This window comes from Streptomyces changchenzhani (assembly GCF_039766235.1).
Classification (GTDB): domain Bacteria; phylum Actinomycetota; class Actinomycetes; order Streptomycetales; family Streptomycetaceae; genus Streptomyces.
In genome coordinates this window covers 14,593-38,134 of sequence record NZ_JBDHNH010000020.1, presented here as the reverse complement: position 1 = coordinate 38,134, position 23,542 = coordinate 14,593, and the positions used below count along the sequence as shown (strand labels likewise).

Sequence of the window (23,542 nt, the reverse complement as noted above, 5' to 3'; positions counted from 1 at the left end):
AGGCGATGCATGAGCCAATCAGCGGTGCCGGCCCGAAAGGGGGCCCGACCTCATTGCGTGCGGCTCACGGCCGAGGTGGTCAGCTCGGCGAGCCCAGGAAAGGCTACGCTGCGTCCCCGCCAGCGCACGGCCCGCACTGCCGCCTCCCGCAGCGACCCCGCCGCCTCGCGCCGCAGCGGGCCCCCGGCGGCCCGTACGAGATCGGAGTAGACGCCCGCCACCCGGTCCTCCAGCTCCGCGGCGAGCCGTACGGCGGCCGCCGCGTCCGGCACCGGAAACGGCAGGGCGTACGCCGCGGCCGCGGCCACCGGGGTTGCGCCCAGGTCCCGCACGGTCCGCTCCAGCGCGTCACGCCGGGCGCGATGGGCGTCGTACGCCTCCCGCGCCTCACCCCTGCGGTCATCACCGACCCGGCCGCCGACGACCCCGTACCCGTACACGGCGGCGTGCTCGGCGGCGAGCGCGGCCTGCACGGCCTGCGTCGGGTCCGCGGCGCTGCTGCTCACTTGGGGTCCCCTTCGGTCAGCAGGTACGCGTGGGCGGCGCCGGCCGCCGCGACGGAGGCCAGCAGGCGGGCCAGCTCGGGCGGGGCGTCGACGAGCGCCGTACCGTGCCCGTCGGCGCTGCGGCGCTCAGCGGCGGCCAGCTCCTTGAGCGCCTTCCTGCGGTCGGGGTCGACGGGCGGCGCAGGCGGTGAGGTGGGGGCGGCCGTCGACCCCGACCCCGACGGCGAAGGGGAGGTGGGGGCGGGGGCGGCAGGGGACGGCGTCGACCCGGCGGCCGGGCCGCGCAGCGCGTCCGCCTGCCTGGCCACCGCCGCGCGCAGCGGCTTCAGCCGGTCCGCGGCGGCGGGGTGTGCGGCGATGACGGCGTCGTAGTGCGCCAGCAGCTCGCGGCGGGCGCGGGCGGCGGTCGTGCGCAGGGGCGCCTCCGCCGAGGCCGAATCCGCCCCACTGAGGGTGCCGGGGGCGGAGCCCTCGCTGCCGCGCGGACCGGATCCTTCCGCGCAAGCGGAGGCCAGTAGTCCGGCGGCCGCGGCCCCGGTCACGCCGAGCGCACGCCTGCGTGTCGTTCCCGTGCGCCGCACGTGTGTCTCCCCCTCTGGGCTCTGCGGTGATCACCGCAGGCGAGCGTACCTGCGGGTCCGTGGCAGGCGGACGGCAACACCCCTCGGGACCGGATACCCTTTGATCTGACACGCGACGACCCACACAACAGCACACGCGGCCGAGGAGTCACCCGGATGAGCACCACCCAGAGCGACAGGCTGCGCGGACTCCTGGAACCAATGGTCAGCGCAGAGGGCCTCGATCTGGAAGACATCGAGGTGTCCCGGGCAGGCAAGCGCCGCATGTTGCGCATCACTGTGGACTCCGATGACGGCGTGGAGCTGGACACCTGTGCCGAGCTGAGCCGTGCCATCTCCGAGAAGCTCGACGAGACGGACGCGATGGGCGAGGGCGAGTACGTCCTCGAAGTCGGCTCGCCGGGTGCGGACCGCCCGCTGACGGAACACCGCCATTACGTACGCGCCACCGGTCGCCTGGTGAAGCTGCAGTTCAACAAAGCCGCCGCGGCCGACGAAGCCGATGCGGCCGAAGAGCTGATCGCGCGCATTCTGACCGTGGACGACGAGGGACTCGACCTCGAAGTACCGGGCGTCAAGGGGCGCAAGCCCAAGGCCCGCCGGGTCGCCTTCGCCGAGATCGCCAAGGCGCGCGTGGAGATCGAGTTCAACCGCAAGGACAAGAAGGAAGAGGAGGCGTAGCCATGGACATCGACGTAAAGCTCCTGAAGGGCTTGGCGAAAGAAAAGGAGATCTCCTTCGACCTGCTGGTCGAGGCGATCGAGTCGGCCCTCCTCATCGCCTACCACCGCACCGACGGAAGCCGCCGCCACGCGCGCGTGCGGCTCGACCGGGAGAACGGTCATGTGACGGTCTGGGCGAAGGAAGACCCGGCCGACCTCGAAGAGGGCCAGGAGCCCAAGGACTTCGACGACACCCCGTCCGACTTCGGCCGGATCGCCGCGAGCACCGCCAAGCAGGTCATCCTCCAGCGTCTGCGTGACGCCGCGGACGAACTCACCTTCGGCGAGTACGCGGGCCGCGAGGGCGACGTCGTCGCCGGTGTGGTGCAGCAGGGCAGGGACCCCAAGAACGTCCTGGTCGACATCGGCAAGCTGGAAGCCATCCTGCCGATCCAGGAGCAGGTCCCCGGCGAGGACTACAAGCACGGCCTGCGGCTGCGTACGTACGTCGTACGGGTGGCGAAGGGCGTGCGCGGTCCGTCCGTGACGCTGTCGCGCACCCACCCCAACCTGGTGCGTCAGCTCTTCGCGCTGGAGGTCCCGGAGATCGCGGACGGCTCGGTCGTCATCGAGGCGATCGCCCGCGAGGCCGGCCACCGCAGCAAGATCGCCGTACGGTCGACGAGGTCGGGCCTGAACGCCAAGGGTGCCTGCATCGGCCCCATGGGCGCTCGTGTGCGCAACGTCATGGCCGAGCTGCTCGGCGAGAAGATCGACATCGTCGACTGGTCGGACGACCCGGCCGAGATGGTCGCCAACGCCCTGTCGCCCGCCCGGGTCAGCAAGGTCGAGGTCGTGGACCTGGGGGCCCGCTCCGCCCGCGTCATCGTGCCCGACTACCAGCTGTCACTGGCGATCGGCAAGGAAGGGCAGAACGCCCGCCTGGCCGCCCGCCTGACCGGCTGGCGCATCGACATCCGTTCTGACACCGAGGAGCCCTCGGACCAGGACTGAGGCAAATTTCACGACAACAACCGTTCGATTTTTGCCCCATTGGGGTGAGGTCGCTACGGGGAGGTAGACTTCATAGTGTCTGGCCGGACGCATGCCCGCGCGTGCCCTGAGCGAACCTGTGTGGGGTGCCGGGAGCGAGCGGCCAAGAGCGATCTGCTGCGCATCGTGGTGATCGAGGGCGAATGTGTCCCTGATCAACGCGGTACGCTGCCCGGCCGGGGTGCGTACGTTCACCCCGCCTCTGTCTGTATCGCCCTGGCGGTCCGCCGCCGGGCGTTCGCCCGGGCCTTTCGGGGCCGGGCACCGCTCGACACCTCGGCGCTGAGCCGTTTTGTCGAGCAGGCGACACAGCAAGAACCGTAAGAAATGAACGGCACGGATCTCCGTGCGGTCAGGTACCTCGCGAGTTGGAAGTAGGTCGAGATTGCGATGAGCACTCGATGAGTACGCGATGAGTACGCCCATGAAGTAGCGACGGTCCGGCGGTAACCCGGACCTAAAAGGAGCGAAGTGGCTAAGGTCCGGGTATACGAACTCGCCAAGGAGTTCGGCGTTGAGAGCAAGGTCGTCATGGCCAAGCTCCAAGAACTTGGTGAATTCGTCCGTTCGGCTTCCTCGACCATCGAGGCGCCGGTAGTACGTAAGTTGACTGACGCTTTGCAGGGCCCCGGCGGCAACGCCGCCAAGCCCGCCGCGAAGCCTGGCGCGCCCCGCAAGGCAGCGCCCGCCAAGCCGTCCGCGACGGCCGAATCATCGTCGGCGGCTCCGGCCTCCCCGACCACCGCGGCCCGTCCGGGTGCGCCCAAGCCCGGCTTCCCGGCCCCCAAGCCGGCCGTTGCCGAGGCCCCGCAGAGCAGCGCCCCCGAGGCGCCGGCTGCAGGACCGCGTCCGGGTCCCAAGCCCGCGCCGGTCAAGCCCACCCCGGCGCCGGTGCCGGTAGCCGAGTTCTCGGCTCCCGAGCCGGCCCAGCCCGCTGCGCCCGCGCAGCAGGCCCCGCGTGCCGCCGGTGCCACGCCCGGCCCGCGTCCCGCCGCGTCCCCTGCCCGTCCGGCTCCGGCCGCCGGTCAGCGTGACGGTGGCCGTGACGGCGCCCCGCGTGACGACCGCCGCGGTGGCGAGCGTCCGGCCCGCCCCGCGGGTCAGCAGGCCGCGCGTCCGGGTGGTGCCCGTCCCGCGGGTCCCCGTCCCGGAAACAACCCGTTCACCTCCGGTGGCTCCACCGGCATGGCGCGTCCCGGGGCCCCGCGCCCCGGTGGCGCCCCGCGCCCCGGTGCTCCGGCGGCCCCCGGTGGCGCTCCGCGTCCGCAGGGTGCTCCCGGCGGCGCTCCCCGGCCGCAGGGCCAGGGCGGCGCTCGTCCGTCCCCCGGTGGCATGCCCCGTCCGCAGGGCGGCGCCCCGCGTCCGGGTGGTGCCCCCGCGGGTAACCGTCCGAACCCGGGCATGATGCCGACGCGTCCCGCGGCCGGTACTCCGCGTCCCGGTGGTGGCCCCGGCGGTGGCCGTGGTCCCGGTACCGGTGGCGCAGGTCGCCCCGGTGGCGGCGCCGGCGCTGGTGCGGGTCGCCCCGCAGGCGGCGGCTTCGCAGGTCGTCCGGCTGGTCCCGGCGGCGGTCGTCCCGGTGGTGGCGGCGGCTTCGCCGGCCGTCCCGGTGGCGGTGCCGGTGGTGGCGGCGGTTTCGCCGGTCGCCCCGGTGGCGGTCGTCCCGGTGGTCCCAACGCACGTGGTGGAACGCAGGGCGCCTTCGGCCGTCCCGGTGGGCCCGCGCGTCGTGGCCGCAAGTCGAAGCGTCAGAGGCGCCAGGAGTACGAGGCCATGCAGGCCCCGTCCGTGGGCGGCGTGATGCTGCCGCGTGGCCAGGGCCAGACGGTCCGGCTGTCGCGCGGTGCCTCCCTCACCGACTTCGCGGAGAAGATCAACGCCAACCCGGCGTCGCTCGTCGCCGTGATGATGAATGTCGGCGAGATGGTGACGGCCACCCAGTCCGTCTCCGACGACACGCTGCAGCTCCTCGCGAACGAGATGAACTACGTTCTCGAAATCGTCAGCCCGGAGGAAGAGGACCGCGAGCTTCTCGAGTCCTTCTCCATCGAGTTCGGTGAGAACGAGGGCGGCGAGGAAATGCTCGTCTCCCGTCCGCCGGTCGTGACCGTCATGGGTCACGTCGACCACGGTAAGACCCGCCTCCTCGACGCCATCCGCAAGACGAACGTCGTTGCGGGCGAGGCCGGTGGCATTACGCAGCACATCGGTGCGTACCAGGTCGCCACCGAGGTCAACGGTGAAGAGCGCGCCATCACCTTCATCGACACCCCCGGCCACGAGGCGTTCACCGCCATGCGTGCCCGTGGTGCGAAGTCCACCGACATCGCGATCCTCGTGGTCGCGGCGAACGACGGTGTGATGCCGCAGACGATCGAGGCGCTGAACCACGCCAAGGCGGCCAATGTGCCGATCGTGGTCGCGGTCAACAAGATCGACGTCGAAGGTGCCGACCCGGTCAAGGTGCGCGGTCAGCTCACCGAGTTCGGTCTGGTGGCGGAGGAGTACGGCGGCGACACGATGTTCGTCGACATCTCCGCACGGCAGGGCCTCAACATCGAGAGCCTGCTGGAGGCCGTGGTCCTCACCGCGGACGCCTCGCTCGACCTCCGTGCGAACGCGGAGATGGACGCGCAGGGTATTGCCATCGAGGCTCACCTCGACAAGGGCCGCGGCGCAGTCGCCACCGTCCTCGTCCAGCGCGGAACGCTCCGCGTCGGTGACACGATGGTCGCCGGTGACGCGTACGGCCGCGTCAGGGCGATGCTCGACGACAACGGCAACAACGTCGAGGAAGCGGGTCCCTCGACCCCCGTCCTGGTCCTGGGTCTCACCAACGTCCCGGGCGCAGGCGACAACTTCCTCGTCGTCGAAGAGGACCGTACGGCGCGTCAGATCGCCGAGAAGCGTGCGGCGCGTGAGCGCAACGCGGCCTTCGCCAAGCGCACCCGCCGGGTGTCCCTCGAGGACCTCGACTCGGTGCTCAAGGCCGGTCTCATCCAGGACCTCAACATCATCATCAAGGGCGACGCGTCCGGTTCGGTCGAGGCTCTCGAAGCCTCGCTGCTCCAGCTCGACGTCGGCGAAGAGGTGGAGATCCGGGTCCTGCACCGCGGTGTGGGTGCGGTCACCGAGTCCGACATCGACCTGGCGATGGGCTCCGACGCCATCGTCATCGGCTTCAACGTCCGTGCGGCCGGTCGCGCCGCGCAGATGGCGGAGCGCGAGGGCGTCGACGTCCGCTACTACTCGGTGATCTACCAGGCCATCGAGGAGATCGAGGCAGCCCTCAAGGGGATGCTCAAGCCGGAGTACGAAGAGGTCGAGCTCGGTACGGCGGAGATCCGAGAGGTCTTCCGCTCGTCCAAGCTGGGCAACATCGCCGGTGTTCTCATCCGCTCGGGCGAGGTCAAGCGCAACACCAAGGCTCGACTCGTCCGCGACGGCAAGGTCGTGGCGGAGGACCTCAACATCCAGGGTCTGCGCCGCTTCAAGGACGACGTCACCGAGATCCGCGAAGGGTTCGAGGGCGGTATCAACCTCGGTAACTTCAACGACATCAAGATCGACGACGTCATCGCGACGTACGAGATGCGGGAGAAGCCGCGCGGCTAAGCCGTACAGCTGATCCGTACAGCGTCAGTCGGGGCCGGTCGCCGGAGCGTTATTTCCGTCGATCGGCCCCGGCCGTTGCGTGTACGGTTCTTGTGTCCCTGCCAAGCCCTGGCGGGGACACGAACCCGCACCGGCGGGACATCCGGACATACATGTATGTGGGGACACTGTCCTTCGATCTGCTCCTCGGCGACGTACGGTCGTTGAAGGAGAAGCGCTCCATCGTCCGCCCGATCGTCGCCGAGCTGCAGCGTAAATTCGCAGTGAGCGCGGCGGAAGTCGGGGACCAGGACCTTCACCGCAGGGCCGAGATCGGCCTGGCGGTGGTGTCCGGGGAGACGGGGCATCTCACAGACGTACTGGACCGGTGCGAGCGAATGATCGCCGCCCGGCCCGAGGTGGAGCTGCTGTCCGTTCGACGGCGGCTGCACGGCGACGAAGACTGAAATGAAAGCGAAAGAGGAGACGGACCGGTGACCGACAAAGCGCGGGCCCGCAAGCTGGCCGATCGCATCCAGGTCGTGGTCGCGGAGACCCTGGACCGGCGTATCAAGGATCCGCGACTGGGCTTCGTGACCATCACGGACGCCCGGGTCACCGGTGACCTGCGGGAGGCCACGGTCTTCTACACGGTCTACGGCGACGAAGAGGAGCGCACCGCTTCGGCGGAGGCGCTGGAGAGTGCCAAGGGCGTCCTGCGCTCCGAGGTCGGCCGGCAGACCGGGGTGCGGCACACGCCGTCCCTGGCCTTCGTCCTGGACGCCCTGCCGGACAACGCACGCACCATGGAGGACCTCCTCGACAAGGCGCGTGCCAAGGACGCGGAGGTGCGCGAGGTGTCGACCGGCAAGACGTACGCCGGGGACGCCGACCCGTACCGCAAGGACGAAGAGGACGACGAGACCGAGGACGAAACCGCGGAATGAAGCGTTCCACCACGACGCCGGACGGCCTTGTCATTGTCGACAAGCCGTCCGGCTTCACTTCGCACGACGTAGTCGCCAAGATGCGCGGGATCGCCAAGACCCGCCGCGTCGGCCACGCGGGCACCCTCGACCCCATGGCCACCGGTGTGCTTGTCCTCGGCATCGAGAAGGCCACCAAGCTGCTCGGCCATCTCGCACTGACCGAGAAGGAGTACCTCGGTACGATCCGGCTCGGCCAGTCCACCATCACGGACGACGCGGAGGGCGAGATCATCGCCTCCGTCGACGCCTCCGGGGTGAGCAGGGCAGGCATCGACGCGGGCGTTGCCGCGCTGAGCGGCGCGATCATGCAGGTGCCGTCCAAGGTCAGCGCCATCAAGATCGACGGCAAGCGGTCGTACTCGCGGGTGCGCCAGGGCGAGGAGTTCGAGATCCCGGCCAGGCCGGTCACCGTCTCGTCCTTCCAGGTGCACGATGTGCGCGCGGCGGTGGCCGAGGACGGGACGCCCGTCGTCGACCTGATCGTCTCGGTGGTCTGCTCCTCCGGTACGTACATCCGCGCCCTCGCCCGTGACCTCGGCGCCGGCCTCGGCGTCGGCGGACACCTGGCCGCGCTGCGCCGCACCAGGGTCGGCCCTTACGGGCTCGACGCGGCGAAGACGCTGGAGGAGCTCCAGGCGGACTTCGCGGTCATGCCGATCGCGGACGCCGCCGCGGCCGCTTTCCCGCGCTGGGACGTGGACGAGAAGCGGGCGGGCCTGCTGACGAACGGCGTACGGCTCGACATGCCGTCGTACGAGACCAGTCCGGTCGCCGTCTTCGACCCCGAGGGGCGCTTCCTCGCCCTGGTCGAGGAGAGCCGCGGCAAGGCGAAGAGCCTCGCGGTCTTCGGCTGACCGAGCACGACCGAGTGCGACCGACCTGGATCACCCGGATCACCCGGTGGGTCCCATCGTGGAGCGGACGGCCCCCCGGCTGTCCGCTCCACGATCCCCCTCGGTAGGGGTCTGTCCACCCAGCCCCGCGGATTCACCCCAATGGGCAGGCGCTCGGAGTGAATAGGGGGTGCAATGGGGGGCGCTTTCGCTGTGCGTCCTTCTCCTGCTGATCACTGGCGACCTACCGTCGGGAAGTACGGGGCGGCGGGAGGACGGCGATGGCGGTACGGGATGTGCCGGTATCGCCGGTCACACTGGTGCGGATCTGCGACCTGGCAGGCCGCCCGCGCGGGACCGGATTCGTCGCGGACGACCGGGGCACCGTCATCACCAGCCATGAGGCCGTCGACGGCCTGACCCGCGTCGTGCTGCACGCGCCCGGCCAGCGGACCTGTCTCGCCGAGGCCGACGCGATCACCGGACTGCCCGAGATGGATCTCGCGCTGGTGCGCACCGAGGGGCTCGGGGTGCGGCCGGTACCGGTCACCGCCCGGGACGGGGTCGAGACAGGGACGTACGTACGACTGGTGGCGCACGGCTGGCGCGACGCACGGATCCTCGGCCCGGCCTCGGTCACCTACACGGCCACCGACCGCTTCCATCTGGTCGACTGCGCCGTCGAGTTGGCGATCGGCACAGCCGGCAGTGACGCGTTGCGGCTCGGCGGGGAAGCCACCGGCGGGCCCGTCCTCGATGCCGGGACCGGCGCGGTGCTCGCCGTGCTCGGCACCGCGCTGCAGTCGGGGCGCCGGGGGGCGGGCTTCGCCGTGCCGCTTCGGGAGGCGGCGGCCACCGACCCGGAAGGCCCGCTGGCCGAATTGCTGCGACGCAACGCGGCGACCGTCCCCGGCTACGGGCGCGACCTCAACCTCGCGGGCGCGCTCCAGCTCACCGCGACCTGCGTCGGATCCGTCGGCGGGCCGAGCAGCTGGCAGGACCCGGTCGAACGACCCGACATCAGCAGGGAGTTCGCGTCCTTCGAGGCGTCCACCGACTCCCTGGTGCTCGGCCTGGTCGGCGATCCGGGGACCGGACGCACGACGGAGCTGGCCGCGCTGGCCGCCCGGCGGGCCCGGGGCGCCGAACCGGCCCCGACCCTGTGGCTGCGCGGCGCCGATCTGCGCGCCGGTGACCGGTCGGTCGCGGACGCGATGGCGCGCGCCCTGCGGCAGGCCGGGCGGATCGTCGCAGCCTCGGGGGAGCGGGGCGACCCGGCGCCGGCCACCCCCGAGCGCGTCGCACGGCTGGCCCTCGACGCAGGACGGCCGCTGCTCGTGCTCCTCGACGGCCCCGAGGAGATGCCGCCCGCGCTCGCGCACCGGCTGCCCGAATGGGCTGCGGGGACGGCGAGTTGGCTGCGGACCGCCGGGGCGCGGCTGGTCGTCGCGTGTCGCCCCGAGCACTGGGAGCAGGCCGGGGAGCTGTACCCGTGCGGAGCGCTGCACCGGCCAGGACGCCCGGCGCGCAGGCTGCCCGCGGCCGTCCGCGTCGGTGACCTGTCCGCACGCCAGGCGCAGCGGGCCCGTAAGCGGTACGGCATCGGGGACACGGCGCTCGCGCAGCGCGACTCCCGGCATCCGCTGACGCTGCGGCTGCTCGCGGAGGTGCGGGAGGCGCTGCCGGAGGACGTCGCGGGGCGGCCGGGCCGCGACGAGGTGTTCGCCGCGCACCTGGACCTGATGTGCCTGCGGGTCGCGGTGCGGCTGGCGGCGGCGGCCCGGCCTTCGCCGAGGGGTACGGCGGTCCGGCGGCTGGCGGCGAAGGTCTCCGGACAGGTGCACGAGGCGGCACGGCGGTGCCTGGGTCCCGGGCAGGGGGAGCTGGACCGCGAATCCTTCGAGGAGATCTTTCCGTGGCGCACGGGGTGGGCGTCCGCGGTGCTCACGGAGGGGCTGCTGGTGCCGGCGAGCGGTGGATACCGGTTCGCCCACGAGGAGTTCGCGGACTGGGTGCAGGGCGCGCATCTGGACGTCGACGCCGCGCTGTACGCCCTGGTCCACCGCGAACGCGGGGACGCGCCAGCCGCCCTCGACCCATCGGATCCGGGTGCGGCCACCGCGCGGGCGCCGGTCCGCCTCCCCTCACGCCCGGCCGTGAGCTCGGCCGGGAGCCCGCGGGTGGGCCGGCCCTACGTCCCGCCCCCGCCGGGCTCGCACGCCGACGCGGGCAGCGCGGACGAGGCCGACCCGCCGCGTTCCCTGCCCGTGCCGCGGCACCGCATCGGCCCGGTCGTCCAGGCGCTGCTGCTTCTGGGCCGCGACCACGGTCCGGCCGCGCTGGCCCGCAGACTTGAGGGCCTGATCGACGCGCTCGACATCCTGAAGCCCCGGCCGGACACCGCAGCCGACACCGCGCCGGAGAGCGCCGCCGCACCGGCTGCGGGCACGGCGGAGGCCGACGGCTCGCCGGCTGCCGGACCGGTCGCCGATCGCGCCGGGGACGCCTGCTGGTGGGGTGCCCATCTGCTCGGGGAGGTCCTGTTGCGGGTGGTCGGCATCGAGTCGTACCTGCCCGTCCTGCGCCATCTCGCCGACCGTGTCACCGCCCGCTCGGTCCGCGAGGGCGGGCCCGAACACCTCGGCGGATTCAGCGAGTTCGGGCCGTGGTTCTGGGACGCGCTGCGGGTGGACGAGGCGGAGCGGATCGACCTGCTGCGGCGGCTGGTACCCGCGGACGGGGCGCCGGGCGGCCCCGCCCCGCAGGAGCGGTACCTGGACGCCGTCGCACGACTGCTCGCCGACGGGCCCCGGAGCGTACAGCCGCTGCTGTGCCGCTGGTTCGACGACGAACGGCCGCTGCCCGCGGCGGACGGCGCCGCCGTACGGCCCACCGTCGCCGGGGCCGCCCAGGCGCTCCTGTACGCGCGCCGTGAGCTGGCCATCGACGACCTGACCGAGACGCTCGTCGACTGCGCGCACCCCCGCGCCGACGAGCTCCTCGCCGCGCTCGCCGAGGACGAGCCCTCCGCGCTCTGCCGGGCCGTCGACCGCTGGGCCCACGACGCCGACCGGCCGGGCCGACGGGTCGCGGCCGCGGCCTACGGGCCCGCCACCGCCCCACACGTGAGGTCCGACGCCGATCGCGAACTGCTGCGGTACGCAGCGCTGTCGCTGCTCGCCCGGCCGGCGGACGCCACCCTGCACGGGCCGGCGCTCGCCCTGCTCGTACGCGATCCGCACACCAGGTCCCGGTATCTGCCCGAAGCGCTGGCCGCGTTCGCCGCCGACGCACCGCAGCTGCCCGCAAGTGCCCTCACCACGGCGCTGCTCACCCACCCCGAGCCCGTGCTCGCCGCCTTCCAGGCGCGGCTCGGCCGAGGGGGCGAGGGGGCCGGGGAGGTGCTGCGCGCCCTCGCCGACGTCAACACGCCCGCGCTGGCCCGCCGCGCCGCCGCCCTCGTCCAGGAGTACGTCGACCGCAGCCCCGAGGGTGCCGCACACGCCGCCGCGTACGTGGACCGGCGCATCGAGCACGGCCCCGCCTGCCGGGCCGTCCTCTTCCCGCTGGTCACCAGCCTGCTGCGGGGCCGTCCCGTCCAGGTGCGGCGCGCCCTGGCCCCCGTACTCGCCGCGCCGGGCAGCCGGGCCTCGCGTCCGCTGCGGGCCGAGCTGCTCGACGTACTGATGGAGTACGAGCAGTACGAGGCCAGGGACCTGGCCGTCCTCGACGCCCTGCTGCGCGCCGCCGCGCTCGGCGCCGGGGACAGGGCCGAGGCCAGGACCCGGGACCTGGTGCACCGCACCGGGCTGCTCCTCGTCCGTACGCCCGAGGGGGCGACCTGCTTCGACCGGCGGCTGGTCGAGCTGGCCCGCGAGGTCCCCGGATTCGCCGCGCTGGTCGTCGGATGGCTGGCCGACGCGCCGCAGGAATGGGCGGTGGTGATCGGACCGAGCGCCCGCCGGACGGTCGAGACCCTCAGCACCCCCATGCCGATGCGAGTCGCAGGCCTCGGGCATGGCAGTCTTAGACCTGCGTAAGAGTCAATCCCACGTACACAGGTTCGGGCGAGGAGCGGTCACAGTGCAGCGCTGGCGTGGCTTGGAGGACATCCCCCAGGACTGGGGACGCAGCGTCGTCACCATCGGCTCCTACGACGGTGTGCACCGTGGACACCAGCTGATCATCGGGCGGGCGGTGGACCGCGCCCGCGAGCTGGGTCTCCCGTCGGTCGTCGTCACCTTTGATCCGCACCCCAGCGAGGTGGTACGCCCCGGCAGCCACCCGCCGCTGCTGGCCCCGCACCACCGCCGCGCCGAACTGATGGCCGAGCTGGGTGTGGACGCGCTGCTGATCCTCCCCTTCACCGCCGAGTTCTCGAAGCTGTCACCGGCCGAGTTCATCGCGAAGGTGCTGGTCGACAAGTTGCACGCGCGCGCCGTCATAGAAGGTCCCAACTTCCGCTTCGGGCACCGGGCGGCGGGCAATGTGGCGCTGCTGGCCGAGCTCGGGGCGAGTTACGACTACGAGGTCGAGGTCGTCGACCTGTATGTGCGCGGCGAAGCGGGCGGCGGCGAGCCCTTCTCCTCCACGCTGACCCGGCGGCTCGTCGTCGAGGGCGATGTCGAGGGCGCCATGGAGATCCTGGGCCGCCCGCACCGCGTCGAGGGCATCGTGGTGCGCGGCGCGCAGCGCGGCCGAGAGCTCGGCTACCCGACCGCGAACGTGGAGACGCTGCCGCACACCGCGATCCCCGCGGACGGGGTGTACGCGGGCTGGCTGACCGCGGACGGCGAGACGATGCCCGCCGCGATCTCGGTCGGCACGAACCCGCAGTTCGACGCCACCGAGCGGACGGTCGAGGCGTACGCCATCGACCGCGTGGGCCTCGATCTGTACGGGCTGCACGTCGCCGTCGACTTCCTCGCGTACGTACGCGGCATGGAGAAGTTCGAGTCGATCGACGCGCTCCTGGTGGCCATCGGGGCCGATGTGAAGCGCGCGAGCGAGCTCATCGGGGCGTACGCGGGCTGATCGGCGCGCGACGCGAAACGCCGCGGGCGTGAGGTCTGCCCGGTGTGCAGGCCGCGGCTAAGAACTCTGCGCCGTTGCGCGGTCCGAGGCTACCCAGTCGGCGCCGGTGCGTGGGCCGCCGCCGCCCAGTGGCAGGCGACCTGCGCCTCGTCGCCGCCGGTCAGCACGGGCAGCGGCGTCGTGCGGCACGCGGAGTCGACACCGGCCCGCGCGGCCTCCCCGGACGCGAGGACATGGCACCGGGCGTGGAAGCGGCAGCCGCCGGGGATGCGGGACGGGTCCGGCGGCTCACCGGTGAGGATCACCGGCTGCTCACCGGATTCCGGTAGGACGGACAATAGGGCCTGTGTGTAAGGGTGTTGAGGTGCCGTCAGGACCTGCTCGGCCGGGCCGGTCTCCACGATCCGGCCCAGATACATCACCGCCACGCGGTCGGCGATGTTCCAGGCCAGACCGAGGTCGTGGGTGACGACCAGGGCGGAGAGGCCCAGTTCGTCGCGCAGCGACAGCAGAAGTGCCAGGATCTCACCCCGTACGGATGCGTCCAGCGAGGCCACCGGCTCGTCGGCGACGATGAGTTCGGGATCGAGGACGAGTGCGCCCGCGATGACGACGCGCTGGCGCTGACCGCCGGAGAGCTCGTGCGGATAGCGCAGGAAGAACCGCTCGGGCGGCCGCAGCCCGGCGCGCGACAGCGCCCCGGCGACGGCCTCCCGCTCGTCGCCCGCGTACCCGTGGATGCGCAGCCCCTCGGACACCGCGTCGTACACGGTGTGGCGGGGGTTGAGTGAACCGCTCGGGTCCTGGAGGACGAGCTGTACGCGCTTGCGGTACGCCTTCAGGGCCCGCGACCGGTAGTCCAGCGGCCGTCCGCCGAAAGTGACGGCGCCCGAGGTGGGCGCGACCAGGCCGAGCAGGCTCCGGGCGAGGGTGGTCTTGCCGCACCCGGACTCGCCGACCAGCGCGACGATCTCACCCGGGTGGATATCGAGGTCGACGCCGTCGACGGCGCGGGCGGCGGGGGCGCCGCGGCGGCCGGGAAAGGTGACGTGCAGGCCGGCGGCGGAGAGGAGAGGCGTGGCGCTCATGTCTGGCGACTCCGGTGGGGTGGTGGGGGAGTGGGGGTGGCGGTGCCGGTGCGGGCCGGTGGTGGGTGCGGGTTGCCTGCGGCGCTGTCCCCTACCCGCCCCTTCCCGCTGTGTCTTTTTGCGGCTGCCGCCGCGTGGTGGGGCTCCGCCCCGGACCCCGGTCCTCAAACGCCGGGCAACTTCAGCCCGTCGAGGGGGTCCCCCCATGCCCTTAAGGCAATGGGGGAGATTGAGGACACGCCCGAAGGGCGTCCGGGAGGTCTGGGGGCTTGCCCCCAGTTGCGGGAAGGGGCGGGTAGGGGAACATCCCCGGTCACGACGGCCGCGCCGCATCCGCATCCACCCGCACGCAGGCCGCCCGCCGCCCCGCCCCGGCCACCCGCAGCACCTGGTCCTCCGTGGCGCACACATCCAGCGCCACCGGGCACCGAGGGTGGAACGTACAACCGCCCGGCAGGTCGGCCGGATCCGGCGGATCGCCCGGCAGCCCCCGCGGCGCCCGCCGTGAAGCCGGGTCGCCGATCCGGGGGAACGCCGCGGACAGCGCCACGCCGTAGGGATGTTGTGCCTCCGCGAACACCTGTTGGGCCGGGCCCTCCTCGACGATCCGCCCCGCGTACATGACGGCGAGCCGGTCGCACGTGTCGGCCAGTACCGAGAGGTCGTGACTGATCATCAGCAGGCTGATGTCCTGGTCGGCCACCAACTGCTCGATCAGCCGCAGGATTTGGGCCTGGATCATCACATCGAGCGCGGTGGTCGGCTCGTCGGCGACGATCAGCCGGGGATCACAGGCCAGCGCCATCGCGATCATCACCCGCTGCCGCTGCCCGCCGGACAGCTCGTGCGGATACGCCTCGGCGCGTGAGCCGGGCAACCCCACCTGCTCCAGCAGCCCGGCGACCCGCTTGCGCGCGGCGGCCGGAGTGGACTTCTGGTGCAGCAGAATCGGTTCCGCGATCTGGTCACCGACCCGATGCACCGCGTTGAGCGAGTGCATCGCGCCCTGGAAGATGATCGAGGCCCCCACCCACCGCACGGCCCGCAGCCTGCCCCACTTCATGGTGAGGACGTCCTCACCGTCGAGCAGGATCTCGCCACTGACCCGGGCTGAGGCGGGCAGCAGCCGCAGCAGTGCGAGCGCCAGCGTCGACTTTCCGCATCCGGACTCGCCCGCGATGCCCAGCTTCTGCCCGGCGGCGACGCTCAGGTCCACACCGCGTACGGCCAGGGTCCCCACGCCGTATATGACGTGCAGGTCCTTCACTTCGAGCAGCGGACTCCGTGTGGTCGGTGTGCTCAACGGGTGGCCCCCAGCTTTGGATTGAGTACGGACTCCACCGCGCGCCCGCAGAGCGTGAAGGCGAGCGCGACGACCGCGATGGCGATGCCGGGCGGCGCCAGGTACCACCAGTGGCCCGAGCTGACCGCACCCGCCTCCCGCGCGTCCTGGAGCATGCCGCCCCACGAGACGACAGTCGGGTCGCCGAGGCCCAGGAAGGCCAGCGTTGCCTCGGTGAGGATGGCGTTGGAGATGCCGAGCGTGGTCTGAGCGAGGACCAGCGGCATGACATTGGGCAGCACATGGCGGCTCATGATGTGGCCGTGGCCGCCGCCGAGTGCCGTCGCCCGCTCGATGTACGGACGCGACTCGACGGCGAGCGTCTGCGCCCGCACCAGCCGGGCCGTCGTCGGCCAGCTGGTGACGCCGATCGCCAGGATCACCGTCCACACGCTGCGTGACATCACGGTGGCCAGCACGATCGCGAGCACCAGGGTCGGCATCACCAGGAACCAGTCGGTGATCCGCATGAGCACGGTCGAGAACCAGCCCCCGAAGTGCCCGGAGATGATGCCGACAAGCGTACCGATGGCCACCGACAGTGCGGCGGCCAGCAGGCCCACGGTCAGCGAGATCCGCGCTCCCCAGATCAGCAGCCCGAACAGGGAACGGCCGAACTGGTCGGTCCCGAGCGGGAATTCGCCGCTCGGCGACTCCAGCGCCGTACCGGGCGCATTCGTCACACTCTGTACGTCCCCGCCGGCGAGCAGCGGGGCGGCGAGCGCGATCAGGGCGATCAGGACAAGGGCGCAGAGGCCGAGGAGTCCGGCCCGTTGCTTGCGGTACGAGCGCCAGAACCGGGCCACGGAATGGCGGCGCCGCACCCAGGCCAGGGAGCGGGCCGTGGTGGCCTTCTCCGCAGCGCCCTCCGCAGCACCCTCGGCAGGTTTCTTCGTGGTCGTCATCGGCCCACCCGGGGATCGAGCAGCGGATAGAGCAGGTCGGCGAGGAGATTCATGACGATCATCGCTCCGGCGAAGACCACGAAGAGCCCTTGCACCAGCGGCAGATCTGGCACGCTCAGCGCCTGGTAGAAGAGCCCGCCGAGCCCCGGCCAGGAGAAGACCGTCTCGACGAGGATCGAACCGGCCGCCACATGGCCCAAGTTGATGAAGACCATGGTGACGGTCGGCAGCAGGGCATTGGGTACGGCGTGCCGGCGCCGCACCGCGTCGTCGCGCAGCCCCTTGGCGCGCGCCGTCGTCAGATAGTCGCTGCCCATCTCGTCCAGCAGCGACGACCGCATGACCAGCAGCGTCTGGGCGTACCCGACGGCGACCAGCGTCAGCACCGGCAGCACCAGGTGGTGCGCGACATCGACGACGTACGCGAGACCGGTCTCGTCGCCGGACTCCATGCCGCCCGTCGGGAACATCCCGGGGATCGGCCCGATGCCCACCGAGAATGTGATGATCAGCAGCAGTCCGAGCCAGAAGGACGGCACGGACCACAGGGTCAGCGCCACCCCCGTGCTGATCTTGTCGCCGAGTCCGCCGTGCCGCCACGCGGAGCGCGTGCCGAGCCACAGGCCGAGCATCGAGTAGATGACGACGGCGACACCGGTCAGCAGCAGCGTCGCGGGCAGCTTCTCGACGATCAGGTCGCTGACGGGCGCGTGGAACTGGTACGAGGTGCCGAGGTCGCCGGTGAGCGCCTTGCCGCAGTAGTCGGTGAACTGCTGCCACACCGGCAGATCGAGGCCGAACTGGGCGCGCAGTGAGGCGAGTTGCTCGGCGGACACCTGGCGGCCCTGGGTCATGGTGCGCACCGGGTCGCCCGGGATGATCCGGAACAGGAAGAAGCTGGTGACGAGGACGGCGAAGAGCGAGACGGCCGCGCCGCCCAGTTTCCCGGCGACGTACACCAGGTAGGCACCCGCGTTGCGGGCGCGGGGGCCCGAGGGGCCGGTCTTCACCGGGACCGGTCCCTCGGCCGTCCCCTCCACGAGGGGGGTGGTGCTCGCAGTGCTCATGGACTATTCACGGTCTTCCGCGGTGGAACGGCGGCGCAGGGCGAAGAAGAGCCCGAGCCCGGCGGCGAGGACGACGGCCGCGCCGATACCGACGAAGAGCCCCGTGGAGGACCCGCTGTCCTCGTCGGAGCTCGCACGGTCCGCAGGTACGGCCGACCACCAGCTCCAGTACCCGTCCTGACCCCAGAGGTTGCCCGCGGCCGATGGCATGGTCGTGATCGACTTGATCTGGTCGGTACGGTACGCCTCGACCGCGTTGGGATATGCCATGACATTCATGTACTTGGTGTCGTACAGCCTCGACTGGAGCTGCTTGACGAGATCGGCGCGCTTCGTCTCGTCGTACTCGGCCGTCTGCTTGGCGTAGAGCTCGTCGAGCTTCTTGTCGCAGATGAAGTTGTCCGTGGAGCCGGTGTCCTTGGGCGTGGCGGGCAGCGCACCGCACGTGTGGATGGAGAGGACGAAGTCCGGATCAGGGTTGACGGACCAGCCGTCGAAGGCCAGGTCGTACTCGCCGGCCAGCCACGGGTCGGAGACGTTGTCCAGGCAGTTGACCTTGAGGCCGATGCCCAGCTCGCCCCACCACTCCTGCAGGTACTTGCCGATGGCCTTGTCGTTCGGGTCGGTGGCGTGGCACAGGATGCGGAAGTCGAGGGCCTTGCCGTTCTTCCCGACGCGCTTTCCGGCGCCGTTCTTCTTGTAGCCCGCCTCGTCGAGGAGCTGAGCGGCCCTCGCCGGGTCGTAGGCGATCTTCTGGTCCCCGGCCGGCTGCCAGTAGTACGTCGAGAAGCGCGGCGGGATGTACCCCTCGCCCTCGACGGCGTGGCCCTGGAAGACCTTGTCGATGATGGTCTTGCGGTCGGTGGCCGCGAAGAGGGCCTCGCGGACCTTGGGGTCGAGCAGGGCGGGATGGCCGTTGCCGAACTTCTTGCCGTCCTTCGCCTGGGCGCCCGGGTTGGTGGCGAGTGCGTAGAAGCGGCGGCCCGGCGCGTCGTTGACCTTGATGTTCTTGGCCTTGCCGAGGGCGGCGGCCTGGGCGGGGGTGAGGTTGGCCGCGAAGGACACCTCGCCCTTCTGGAGTGCGGCGACCGCCGCGTCACCGTCCTTGTAGTACTTCAGGACAAGCTCGTCGAACTTGGGCGCCCCGCGCCAGAACTGCTTGTTCGGCTTGAGCTTGACGTACTGGTCGACCTTGTAGTCGGTGAGGATGAACGGCCCGTTGCCGACGATCGGGAACTTCTTGTCGTTGTTGAACTTCGAGAAGTCCCCGACCTTCTCCCACTCGTGCTTGGGCACGATCGGCACATCGAGCGCCGCCATGGTGGCCTGCGGCTTCTTCAGCTCGATGACCAGCTCGGTGGGGCTCGGTGCGGTGACCTTCTTGAAGTTCGCGACGAAGCTGCCGTTGGCGGTGGCGGCGCCGTCGTCGTTCATCATCTTGTTGAACGTCCAGGCGGCGTCCTCGGCGGTGGCCTGCTTGCCGTCGGACCACTTGGAGTTGTCGCGGATCGTGTATGTCCACGTCAGCTTGTCCGGCGACGGCTTCCAGGCGGTGGCCAGACCGGGAATCGCGTGGTTGTCCTTGGCGTCGTAGTTCGTCAGGTACTCGTACACGAGCCGGTGGACGCTCGTGGAGACCAGTCGCTGGGCCAGGAACGGGCTGAGCGAATCGACGCTCTGCGCGACCGCGACAGTCAGCACCTGCTTGCCGTCGCCCTCGGCCGCGGCGGCCTGGCGAGGAGCAGGATTGAGCGGAGTCGCGGCCGATGCGGCCAGGGTGAGGGCGGTGGCGCCCACGGCCAGGAGAGTACGGATACGGGGACATTGCCGGGTACTGCGCGCAATCTTTTGGACCATGGGACGGTGACCTCGCGTCATCACTCGCACGGGGAGGGCGGGTTGATCTCGGTGCGCCAGCTGGTGATGCGAAGGTTTATCAGCGCCGGTCCGGTCGCGTCAACGATGCTCAAAACCTGGTGTGTACTGCGGGAATGCCGGTGTCGGCAGTGACGGGAATGACGAAGGGCCCGCACCGTGGAGACGGTGCGGGCCCTTATTGGTCTAGACCCTTGTAAGCCTACTGCTGAGGGGCTGGCGGAGCCTGTGGCGGCTGCTGGTGGGACGGTTGTTGGGGCTGCTGGTGAGGGTGTTGCTGGGGTCGGCCGGCGGGCGGGACGGGGCCCTGAAGTTCAGGTTGCCCCGGCTGGCCGGGCTGCTGGGGCTGGGCCGAATGAGGTGGCTGCCCCATCGGCTGGCCCGGCTGGTACGGCTGACCGGGCTGAATCTGCGGCTGGCCCGCGGGGTGCGGGGCCGGCTGACCGGGGGCGGGGTGTTGCTGCTGCCAGCCCTGGGGCGGCTGCTGCGGATGGGCTCCCTGCGGGTGCGGGTGCGGCTGTTGCTGTTGTGGCGGGGGCTGCTGAGCGCCGTACGGCTGGTGGGGGTGCTCCTGGTGCTGCGGGTGCTGTGGGTGGGGCTGCTGTGGTGCGTACGGCGGCTGCTGCTGGCCGGGCATGGGCTGACCGGGCGCATAGTGGCCCGGCATGGGCTGGCCAGGGGCGTACTGCCCCGGTGCTTGCTGTCCCGGCGCCTGCTGGGCCGGTGCTTGCTGTCCCGGCAGCGGTGGCGCCTGGTGCGGCGGCGGGTTGCTGCCGTCGCCGGTCCACAGCCCCTGCTGCTGCTGAGCCCGTACGAAGTCCTCGGCGATCAGTGCGGAGAGGTGGAAGTACGACTCGCGCGTCTTCGGCCTCATCATGTCGAGATCAACCTCGGCGCCCGCCGCCAGGTGCTCGTCGAACGGCACCACGACCACGCCGCGGCAGCGCGTCTCGAAGTGCTGCACGATGTCGTCGACCTTGATCATCTTGCCGGTCTCGCGGACCCCGGAGATGACGGTGAGGGAACGCGCGACCAGGTCGGCGTAACCGTGCGCGGAGAGCCAGTCGAGCGTCGTACTCGCGCTGCTCGCGCCGTCCACGGACGGCGTGGAGACAATGATCAGCTGGTCGGCGAGGTCCAGGACTCCGCGCATCGCGCTGTAGAGCAGGCCCGTACCGGAGTCGGTGAGGATGATCGGGTACTGCTTGCCGAGCACACCGATCGCGCGCCGGTAGTCCTCGTCGTTGAAGGCCGTGGAGACCGCCGGGTCGACGTCGTTGGCGATGATCTCCAGACCGGAGGGCGCCTGTGAGGTGAAGCGGCGGATGTCCATGTAGCTGTTGAGGTACGGGATCGCCTGGACCAGGTCACGGATGGTGGCCCCGGTCTCGCGTCGCACGCGGCGGCCGAGCGTGCCGGCGTCCGGGTTGGCGTCGATCGCCAGGATCTTGTCCTGCCGCTCGGTGGCCAGGGTCGCGCCCAACGCGGTCGTTGTCGTGGTCTTGCCGACGCCGCCCTTGAGGCTGATGACCGCGATCCGGTAGCAGGACAGGACGGGTGTACGGATCAGCTCCAGCTTGCGCTGGCGCTCGGCCTCCTCCTTCTTGCCGCCGATCTTGAAGCGGCTGCCTGCGGAGGAGTTGCGGCTGCTCTTGGGCTTCGGCTTGTTGTTGCGCAGGAGGCGGTCGGAGGACAGCTCTACGGCGGCCGTGTAGCCCAGCGGGGCGCCGGGCACGGAGCGCTGGCGCTGGTCGTGCGCGACGGGCGTCGGCCAGGCGGCACCGGCGCGCGGGTCGACAGGCGCGGCCGGGTCTTCCTGCTGCGGCATCTGCTGGTGCGGCTGCTGTGGCTGCGCCTGCGGTTGGGCGTGCGGCTGCTGCGGAGGCTGCTGCTGTGCGGGCAGGTGTTGCTGCTGCGGTGCGAGGGGCGCGGGCAGGTTGGACGCCGGGGCGCCGGGCTGCGGCTGCTGGGGGAACCCGTACCCACCTTGCGGGGCTTGCGGGGCCTGAGGCGCGGGCGCGCCGGGCTGCGGCTGCTGCGGTACGCCGGGCTGCGGGACCCCGTACCCACTCTGCGGAGGCTGCGGTGCCGGGGGCTGCGCGGCGGCCACGGGCGCGCCGGGCTGGGGGAAGCCGTAGCCACCCTGGTGCCCCTGGGGTCCCAGGGGCTGCGGGGTCTGCGGCTGCGGTGCATTCGGGGCGCCGGGCTGCGGCTGTTGCGGGAATCCGTAGCCGCCCTGCGCCGACTGCGGAGCCGGGGGCGTCGTGGCGTCGGGCCGGGGGAAGCCGTAGCCACCCTGCTGCGGCTGCGGTGCCTGGGGAGCCGGGGGCGTCGGTGCCTCGGGGTGCGCGGCGGCCACGGGCTGCGGGAATCCGTACCCGTCCTGGGGAGAAGGCAGCGGGGCGCCCGGAGCGGGGGCGCCGGGCTGCGGGAAGGCATACCCGCTCTGCGGAGCGGCCGGCTGCGGGGAGCTCGACGCCTCGCTCGACGGAGTCGGGGTGGGCGCCGGCGCCGGAGTCGTCCAGGCAGCCGGGCCGCCCTGGGGCTGCGGAGCGGGCGGCTCGACCGCCGGCGGCGTGACCGGCCACTGCGGGGCCGAGGTCGGCGCCGCGGCCTGGAAGGCGGGGGGCAGCGGCGGCAGACCGTTTCGTGGGGCCGGTGGGGGCGACCAGGGCTGCGCCCCGGCGGGCCGGGTGCCCTGGGGCTCGCCGACGGGCGGGGCGTCCTGAGGAGCGGCGTCCGTGATCTCGTCGACGGGAACGGAGTCGGCCGGCTCCTCGGCACGTACTGCGTCGTGCACCTCGTCCACGCCTGCGTCCGTGGCGCCGCCCTCGCGGTCCTCGGAGCCTTCGACGCCTTCGGCGCTCTCGTCCGTGGCTGCTGTCGCGGGCACGGAGTCGGGCGTCCTGGTCTCATCCAGTTCCGCGGCCTCAGCCACGGCGCCCGCCTCGACCTCGACCTCGACCTTGTTCTCGACCTCGTTCTCGACGTCCGAGCCCGCGTCGGCCTCGTCCGCCGCCTCGGCGGTCGAGGAGTCCTCGCCCCGTACTTCGACCTCGACCTCGACCTCGGCCAACGGCTCCGCGGCGGAGCCGGCATCCGGATCCGCCACGTCGACCGGGTCGGCCTCGACCTCCGGCTTCGACGAACTATCCGTAATGTCCACCCCGTTGGCGGGCGCGGCCGCAGGCACGGCGGCGTCGTCCCGGCTCGGCTCGGCGCGCCCGGTCGAGGGCCCAGCCTCGGCGGCAGCACGCTCATTCATCTCGCGCTTCAGCGCCGCAGGGTTGAAGCGCATGGTGGCGCCGCTCTCCAGGTCACCGCCCCCGAAGGGATCCGGCGCGGCAGCCGGAGGAGTGAAAGGAGCAGGTACGGACGCGGGGGCGGACACAGGTGTAGGTGCGGGTGCAGGTGCTTGTGGCGCCTGGGACGGCTGAGCCCAATGGGGCTCGAAGCCACTGCCCACCGGCAGGCCCGGCACAGCTACCGGACTCCCGGCCGGCGGTGCGGGAGGCGGCGTGGCGCTCTGGGGCACAGGCGTACTCGGCGCGCTAGGCGTGCTCGACGCACTTCCCGCACCCCCTGACGCATTCTGCGTATACCAAGCAGGAGGGGTGTAGTCGATGGTGAACTCACCCGTCATCTCGGGCTCCGCGTCGGACTGATCGTCGACGGGCGTGTTCCAGCCCCCGCGATTCTCGTTCCGCTCGCCGTTCACTTTGCCTCCTGATGTGGTCGAACACCCTCGTGCCGTGGTAGGGGGGGCGACCGTTTCTGGTCGTCCGATCCGCCCGGCTCTCCCCGTGTGTGCCGTGGACCGCCTGCCCGCAGGGTTCCCCTGCTACGCACGGTCCGCGCACGCTCCCAGCCTAAGCGTCAGCAGTGTCAGTGCAGCAGGCCCGTCCGCCTACCGACAACTGTCCCGTGCATCGCTCTGTGCCCGCGAGTGTCCTCAAGTGACCGCAGGGCGGCAGAGCGTGAGGGGCGAAGCGATCGGTTCCGTACATATGCAC

17 protein-coding genes are annotated in these 23,542 nt (G+C 71.6%); 9 read left to right on the top strand and 8 right to left on the bottom strand.

What is annotated here, in order from left to right:
• Window positions 1–50: 50 nt before the first annotated feature.
• Both ABCR94_RS37125 and ABCR94_RS37120 read right to left on the bottom strand, forming a co-directional pair.
• Complete coding sequence (locus ABCR94_RS37125; protein WP_347125738.1) at window positions 51–506, bottom strand: ferritin-like domain-containing protein; 456 nt, start codon at window positions 504–506, stop codon at window positions 51–53.
• On the bottom strand, window positions 503–1,087 hold the full coding sequence (locus tag ABCR94_RS37120) for a hypothetical protein (protein ID WP_347125737.1): 585 nt from the start codon (window positions 1,085–1,087) through the stop codon (window positions 503–505). Before ABCR94_RS37120 ends, ABCR94_RS37125 begins: the two co-directional genes overlap by 4 nt.
• 156 nt (window positions 1,088–1,243) lie before the next feature.
• Here ABCR94_RS37120 and rimP point away from each other — a divergent pair, with 156 nt between their 5' ends.
• The 9 genes from rimP to ABCR94_RS37075 all read left to right on the top strand — a co-directional run bounded on the left by rimP (window position 1,244) and on the right by ABCR94_RS37075 (window position 13,252).
• Window positions 1,244–1,768, top strand: a complete 525-nt coding sequence (rimP, locus tag ABCR94_RS37115; RefSeq protein WP_347125736.1) for a ribosome maturation factor RimP — start codon at window positions 1,244–1,246, stop codon at window positions 1,766–1,768.
• 2 nt (window positions 1,769–1,770) lie between these two features.
• Window positions 1,771–2,763 (top strand): transcription termination factor NusA, encoded by a 993-nt coding sequence (gene nusA / locus ABCR94_RS37110; protein WP_347125735.1) that lies wholly within the window; start codon window positions 1,771–1,773, stop codon window positions 2,761–2,763.
• Window positions 2,764–2,838: 75 nt separating this feature from the next.
• Window positions 2,839–3,126: a YlxR family protein gene (locus ABCR94_RS37105; RefSeq protein WP_347125733.1), complete on the top strand. Its 288-nt coding sequence runs from the start codon at window positions 2,839–2,841 to the stop codon at window positions 3,124–3,126.
• Window positions 3,127–3,273: 147 nt separating this feature from the next.
• Entirely contained in the window at window positions 3,274–6,417 is a 3,144-nt protein-coding gene (gene infB, locus ABCR94_RS37100; protein ID WP_347125732.1) for a translation initiation factor IF-2, read from the top strand.
• A gap of 152 nt (window positions 6,418–6,569) precedes the next feature.
• Window positions 6,570–6,863 (top strand): DUF503 domain-containing protein, encoded by a 294-nt coding sequence (locus tag ABCR94_RS37095; protein WP_283515848.1) that lies wholly within the window; start codon window positions 6,570–6,572, stop codon window positions 6,861–6,863.
• Between the two features lie 27 nt (window positions 6,864–6,890).
• On the top strand, window positions 6,891–7,343 hold the full coding sequence (gene rbfA, locus ABCR94_RS37090; protein ID WP_347125730.1) for a 30S ribosome-binding factor RbfA: 453 nt from the start codon (window positions 6,891–6,893) through the stop codon (window positions 7,341–7,343).
• Window positions 7,340–8,239, top strand: coding sequence for a tRNA pseudouridine(55) synthase TruB (gene truB / locus ABCR94_RS37085; RefSeq protein WP_347125728.1), 900 nt, complete (start codon window positions 7,340–7,342; stop codon window positions 8,237–8,239). Before rbfA ends, truB begins: the two co-directional genes overlap by 4 nt.
• A gap of 260 nt (window positions 8,240–8,499) precedes the next feature.
• Window positions 8,500–12,258 (top strand): trypsin-like peptidase domain-containing protein, encoded by a 3,759-nt coding sequence (locus ABCR94_RS37080; protein ID WP_347125726.1) that lies wholly within the window; start codon window positions 8,500–8,502, stop codon window positions 12,256–12,258.
• 43 nt (window positions 12,259–12,301) lie between these two features.
• Window positions 12,302–13,252 carry a bifunctional riboflavin kinase/FAD synthetase gene (locus ABCR94_RS37075; RefSeq protein ID WP_347125724.1) on the top strand — a complete coding sequence of 317 codons (951 nt, stop codon included), beginning with the start codon at window positions 12,302–12,304 and terminating at the stop codon, window positions 13,250–13,252.
• 89 nt (window positions 13,253–13,341) lie between these two features.
• On the opposite strand, the gene ABCR94_RS37070 is transcribed toward ABCR94_RS37075, so the two are convergent.
• From ABCR94_RS37070 to ABCR94_RS37045, 6 genes are all read right to left on the bottom strand, one after another.
• A complete protein-coding gene (locus ABCR94_RS37070) occupies window positions 13,342–14,340 on the bottom strand; it encodes an oligopeptide/dipeptide ABC transporter ATP-binding protein (protein WP_347125723.1) in 999 nt (332 codons plus the stop codon).
• A gap of 313 nt (window positions 14,341–14,653) precedes the next feature.
• On the bottom strand, window positions 14,654–15,643 hold the full coding sequence (locus ABCR94_RS37065; protein WP_347125721.1) for an ABC transporter ATP-binding protein: 990 nt from the start codon (window positions 15,641–15,643) through the stop codon (window positions 14,654–14,656).
• Window positions 15,640–16,587 carry an ABC transporter permease gene (locus tag ABCR94_RS37060; protein ID WP_347125720.1) on the bottom strand — a complete coding sequence of 316 codons (948 nt, stop codon included), beginning with the start codon at window positions 16,585–16,587 and terminating at the stop codon, window positions 15,640–15,642. Before ABCR94_RS37060 ends, ABCR94_RS37065 begins: the two co-directional genes overlap by 4 nt.
• Window positions 16,584–17,654 carry an ABC transporter permease gene (locus tag ABCR94_RS37055; protein ID WP_347125718.1) on the bottom strand — a complete coding sequence of 357 codons (1,071 nt, stop codon included), beginning with the start codon at window positions 17,652–17,654 and terminating at the stop codon, window positions 16,584–16,586. The genes ABCR94_RS37060 and ABCR94_RS37055 overlap by 4 nt, the downstream gene beginning before the upstream one ends.
• A gap of 3 nt (window positions 17,655–17,657) precedes the next feature.
• Complete coding sequence (locus ABCR94_RS37050; protein WP_347125716.1) at window positions 17,658–19,511, bottom strand: ABC transporter substrate-binding protein; 1,854 nt, start codon at window positions 19,509–19,511, stop codon at window positions 17,658–17,660.
• Window positions 19,512–19,731: 220 nt separating this feature from the next.
• On the bottom strand, window positions 19,732–23,247 hold the full coding sequence (locus ABCR94_RS37045; RefSeq protein WP_347125714.1) for an SCO5717 family growth-regulating ATPase: 3,516 nt from the start codon (window positions 23,245–23,247) through the stop codon (window positions 19,732–19,734).
• Between the last annotated feature and the right edge of the window lie 295 nt (window positions 23,248–23,542).

Coding starts and splice junctions, on each gene's coding strand:
- rimP (WP_347125736.1), top strand. CDS start 1,244: ATGAGCACCACCCAGAGCGACAGGCTGCGCGGACTCCTGGAACCAATG.
- nusA (WP_347125735.1), top strand. CDS start 1,771: ATGGACATCGACGTAAAGCTCCTGAAGGGCTTGGCGAAAGAAAAGGAG.
- ABCR94_RS37095 (WP_283515848.1), top strand. CDS start 6,570: ATGTATGTGGGGACACTGTCCTTCGATCTGCTCCTCGGCGACGTACGG.
- truB (WP_347125728.1), top strand. CDS start 7,340: ATGAAGCGTTCCACCACGACGCCGGACGGCCTTGTCATTGTCGACAAG.
- ABCR94_RS37080 (WP_347125726.1), top strand. CDS start 8,500: ATGGCGGTACGGGATGTGCCGGTATCGCCGGTCACACTGGTGCGGATC.
- ABCR94_RS37070 (WP_347125723.1), bottom strand. CDS start 14,340: ATGAGCGCCACGCCTCTCCTCTCCGCCGCCGGCCTGCACGTCACCTTT.
- ABCR94_RS37060 (WP_347125720.1), bottom strand. CDS start 16,587: ATGACGACCACGAAGAAACCTGCCGAGGGTGCTGCGGAGGGCGCTGCG.
- ABCR94_RS37055 (WP_347125718.1), bottom strand. CDS start 17,654: ATGAGCACTGCGAGCACCACCCCCCTCGTGGAGGGGACGGCCGAGGGA.
- ABCR94_RS37050 (WP_347125716.1), bottom strand. CDS start 19,511: ATGGTCCAAAAGATTGCGCGCAGTACCCGGCAATGTCCCCGTATCCGT.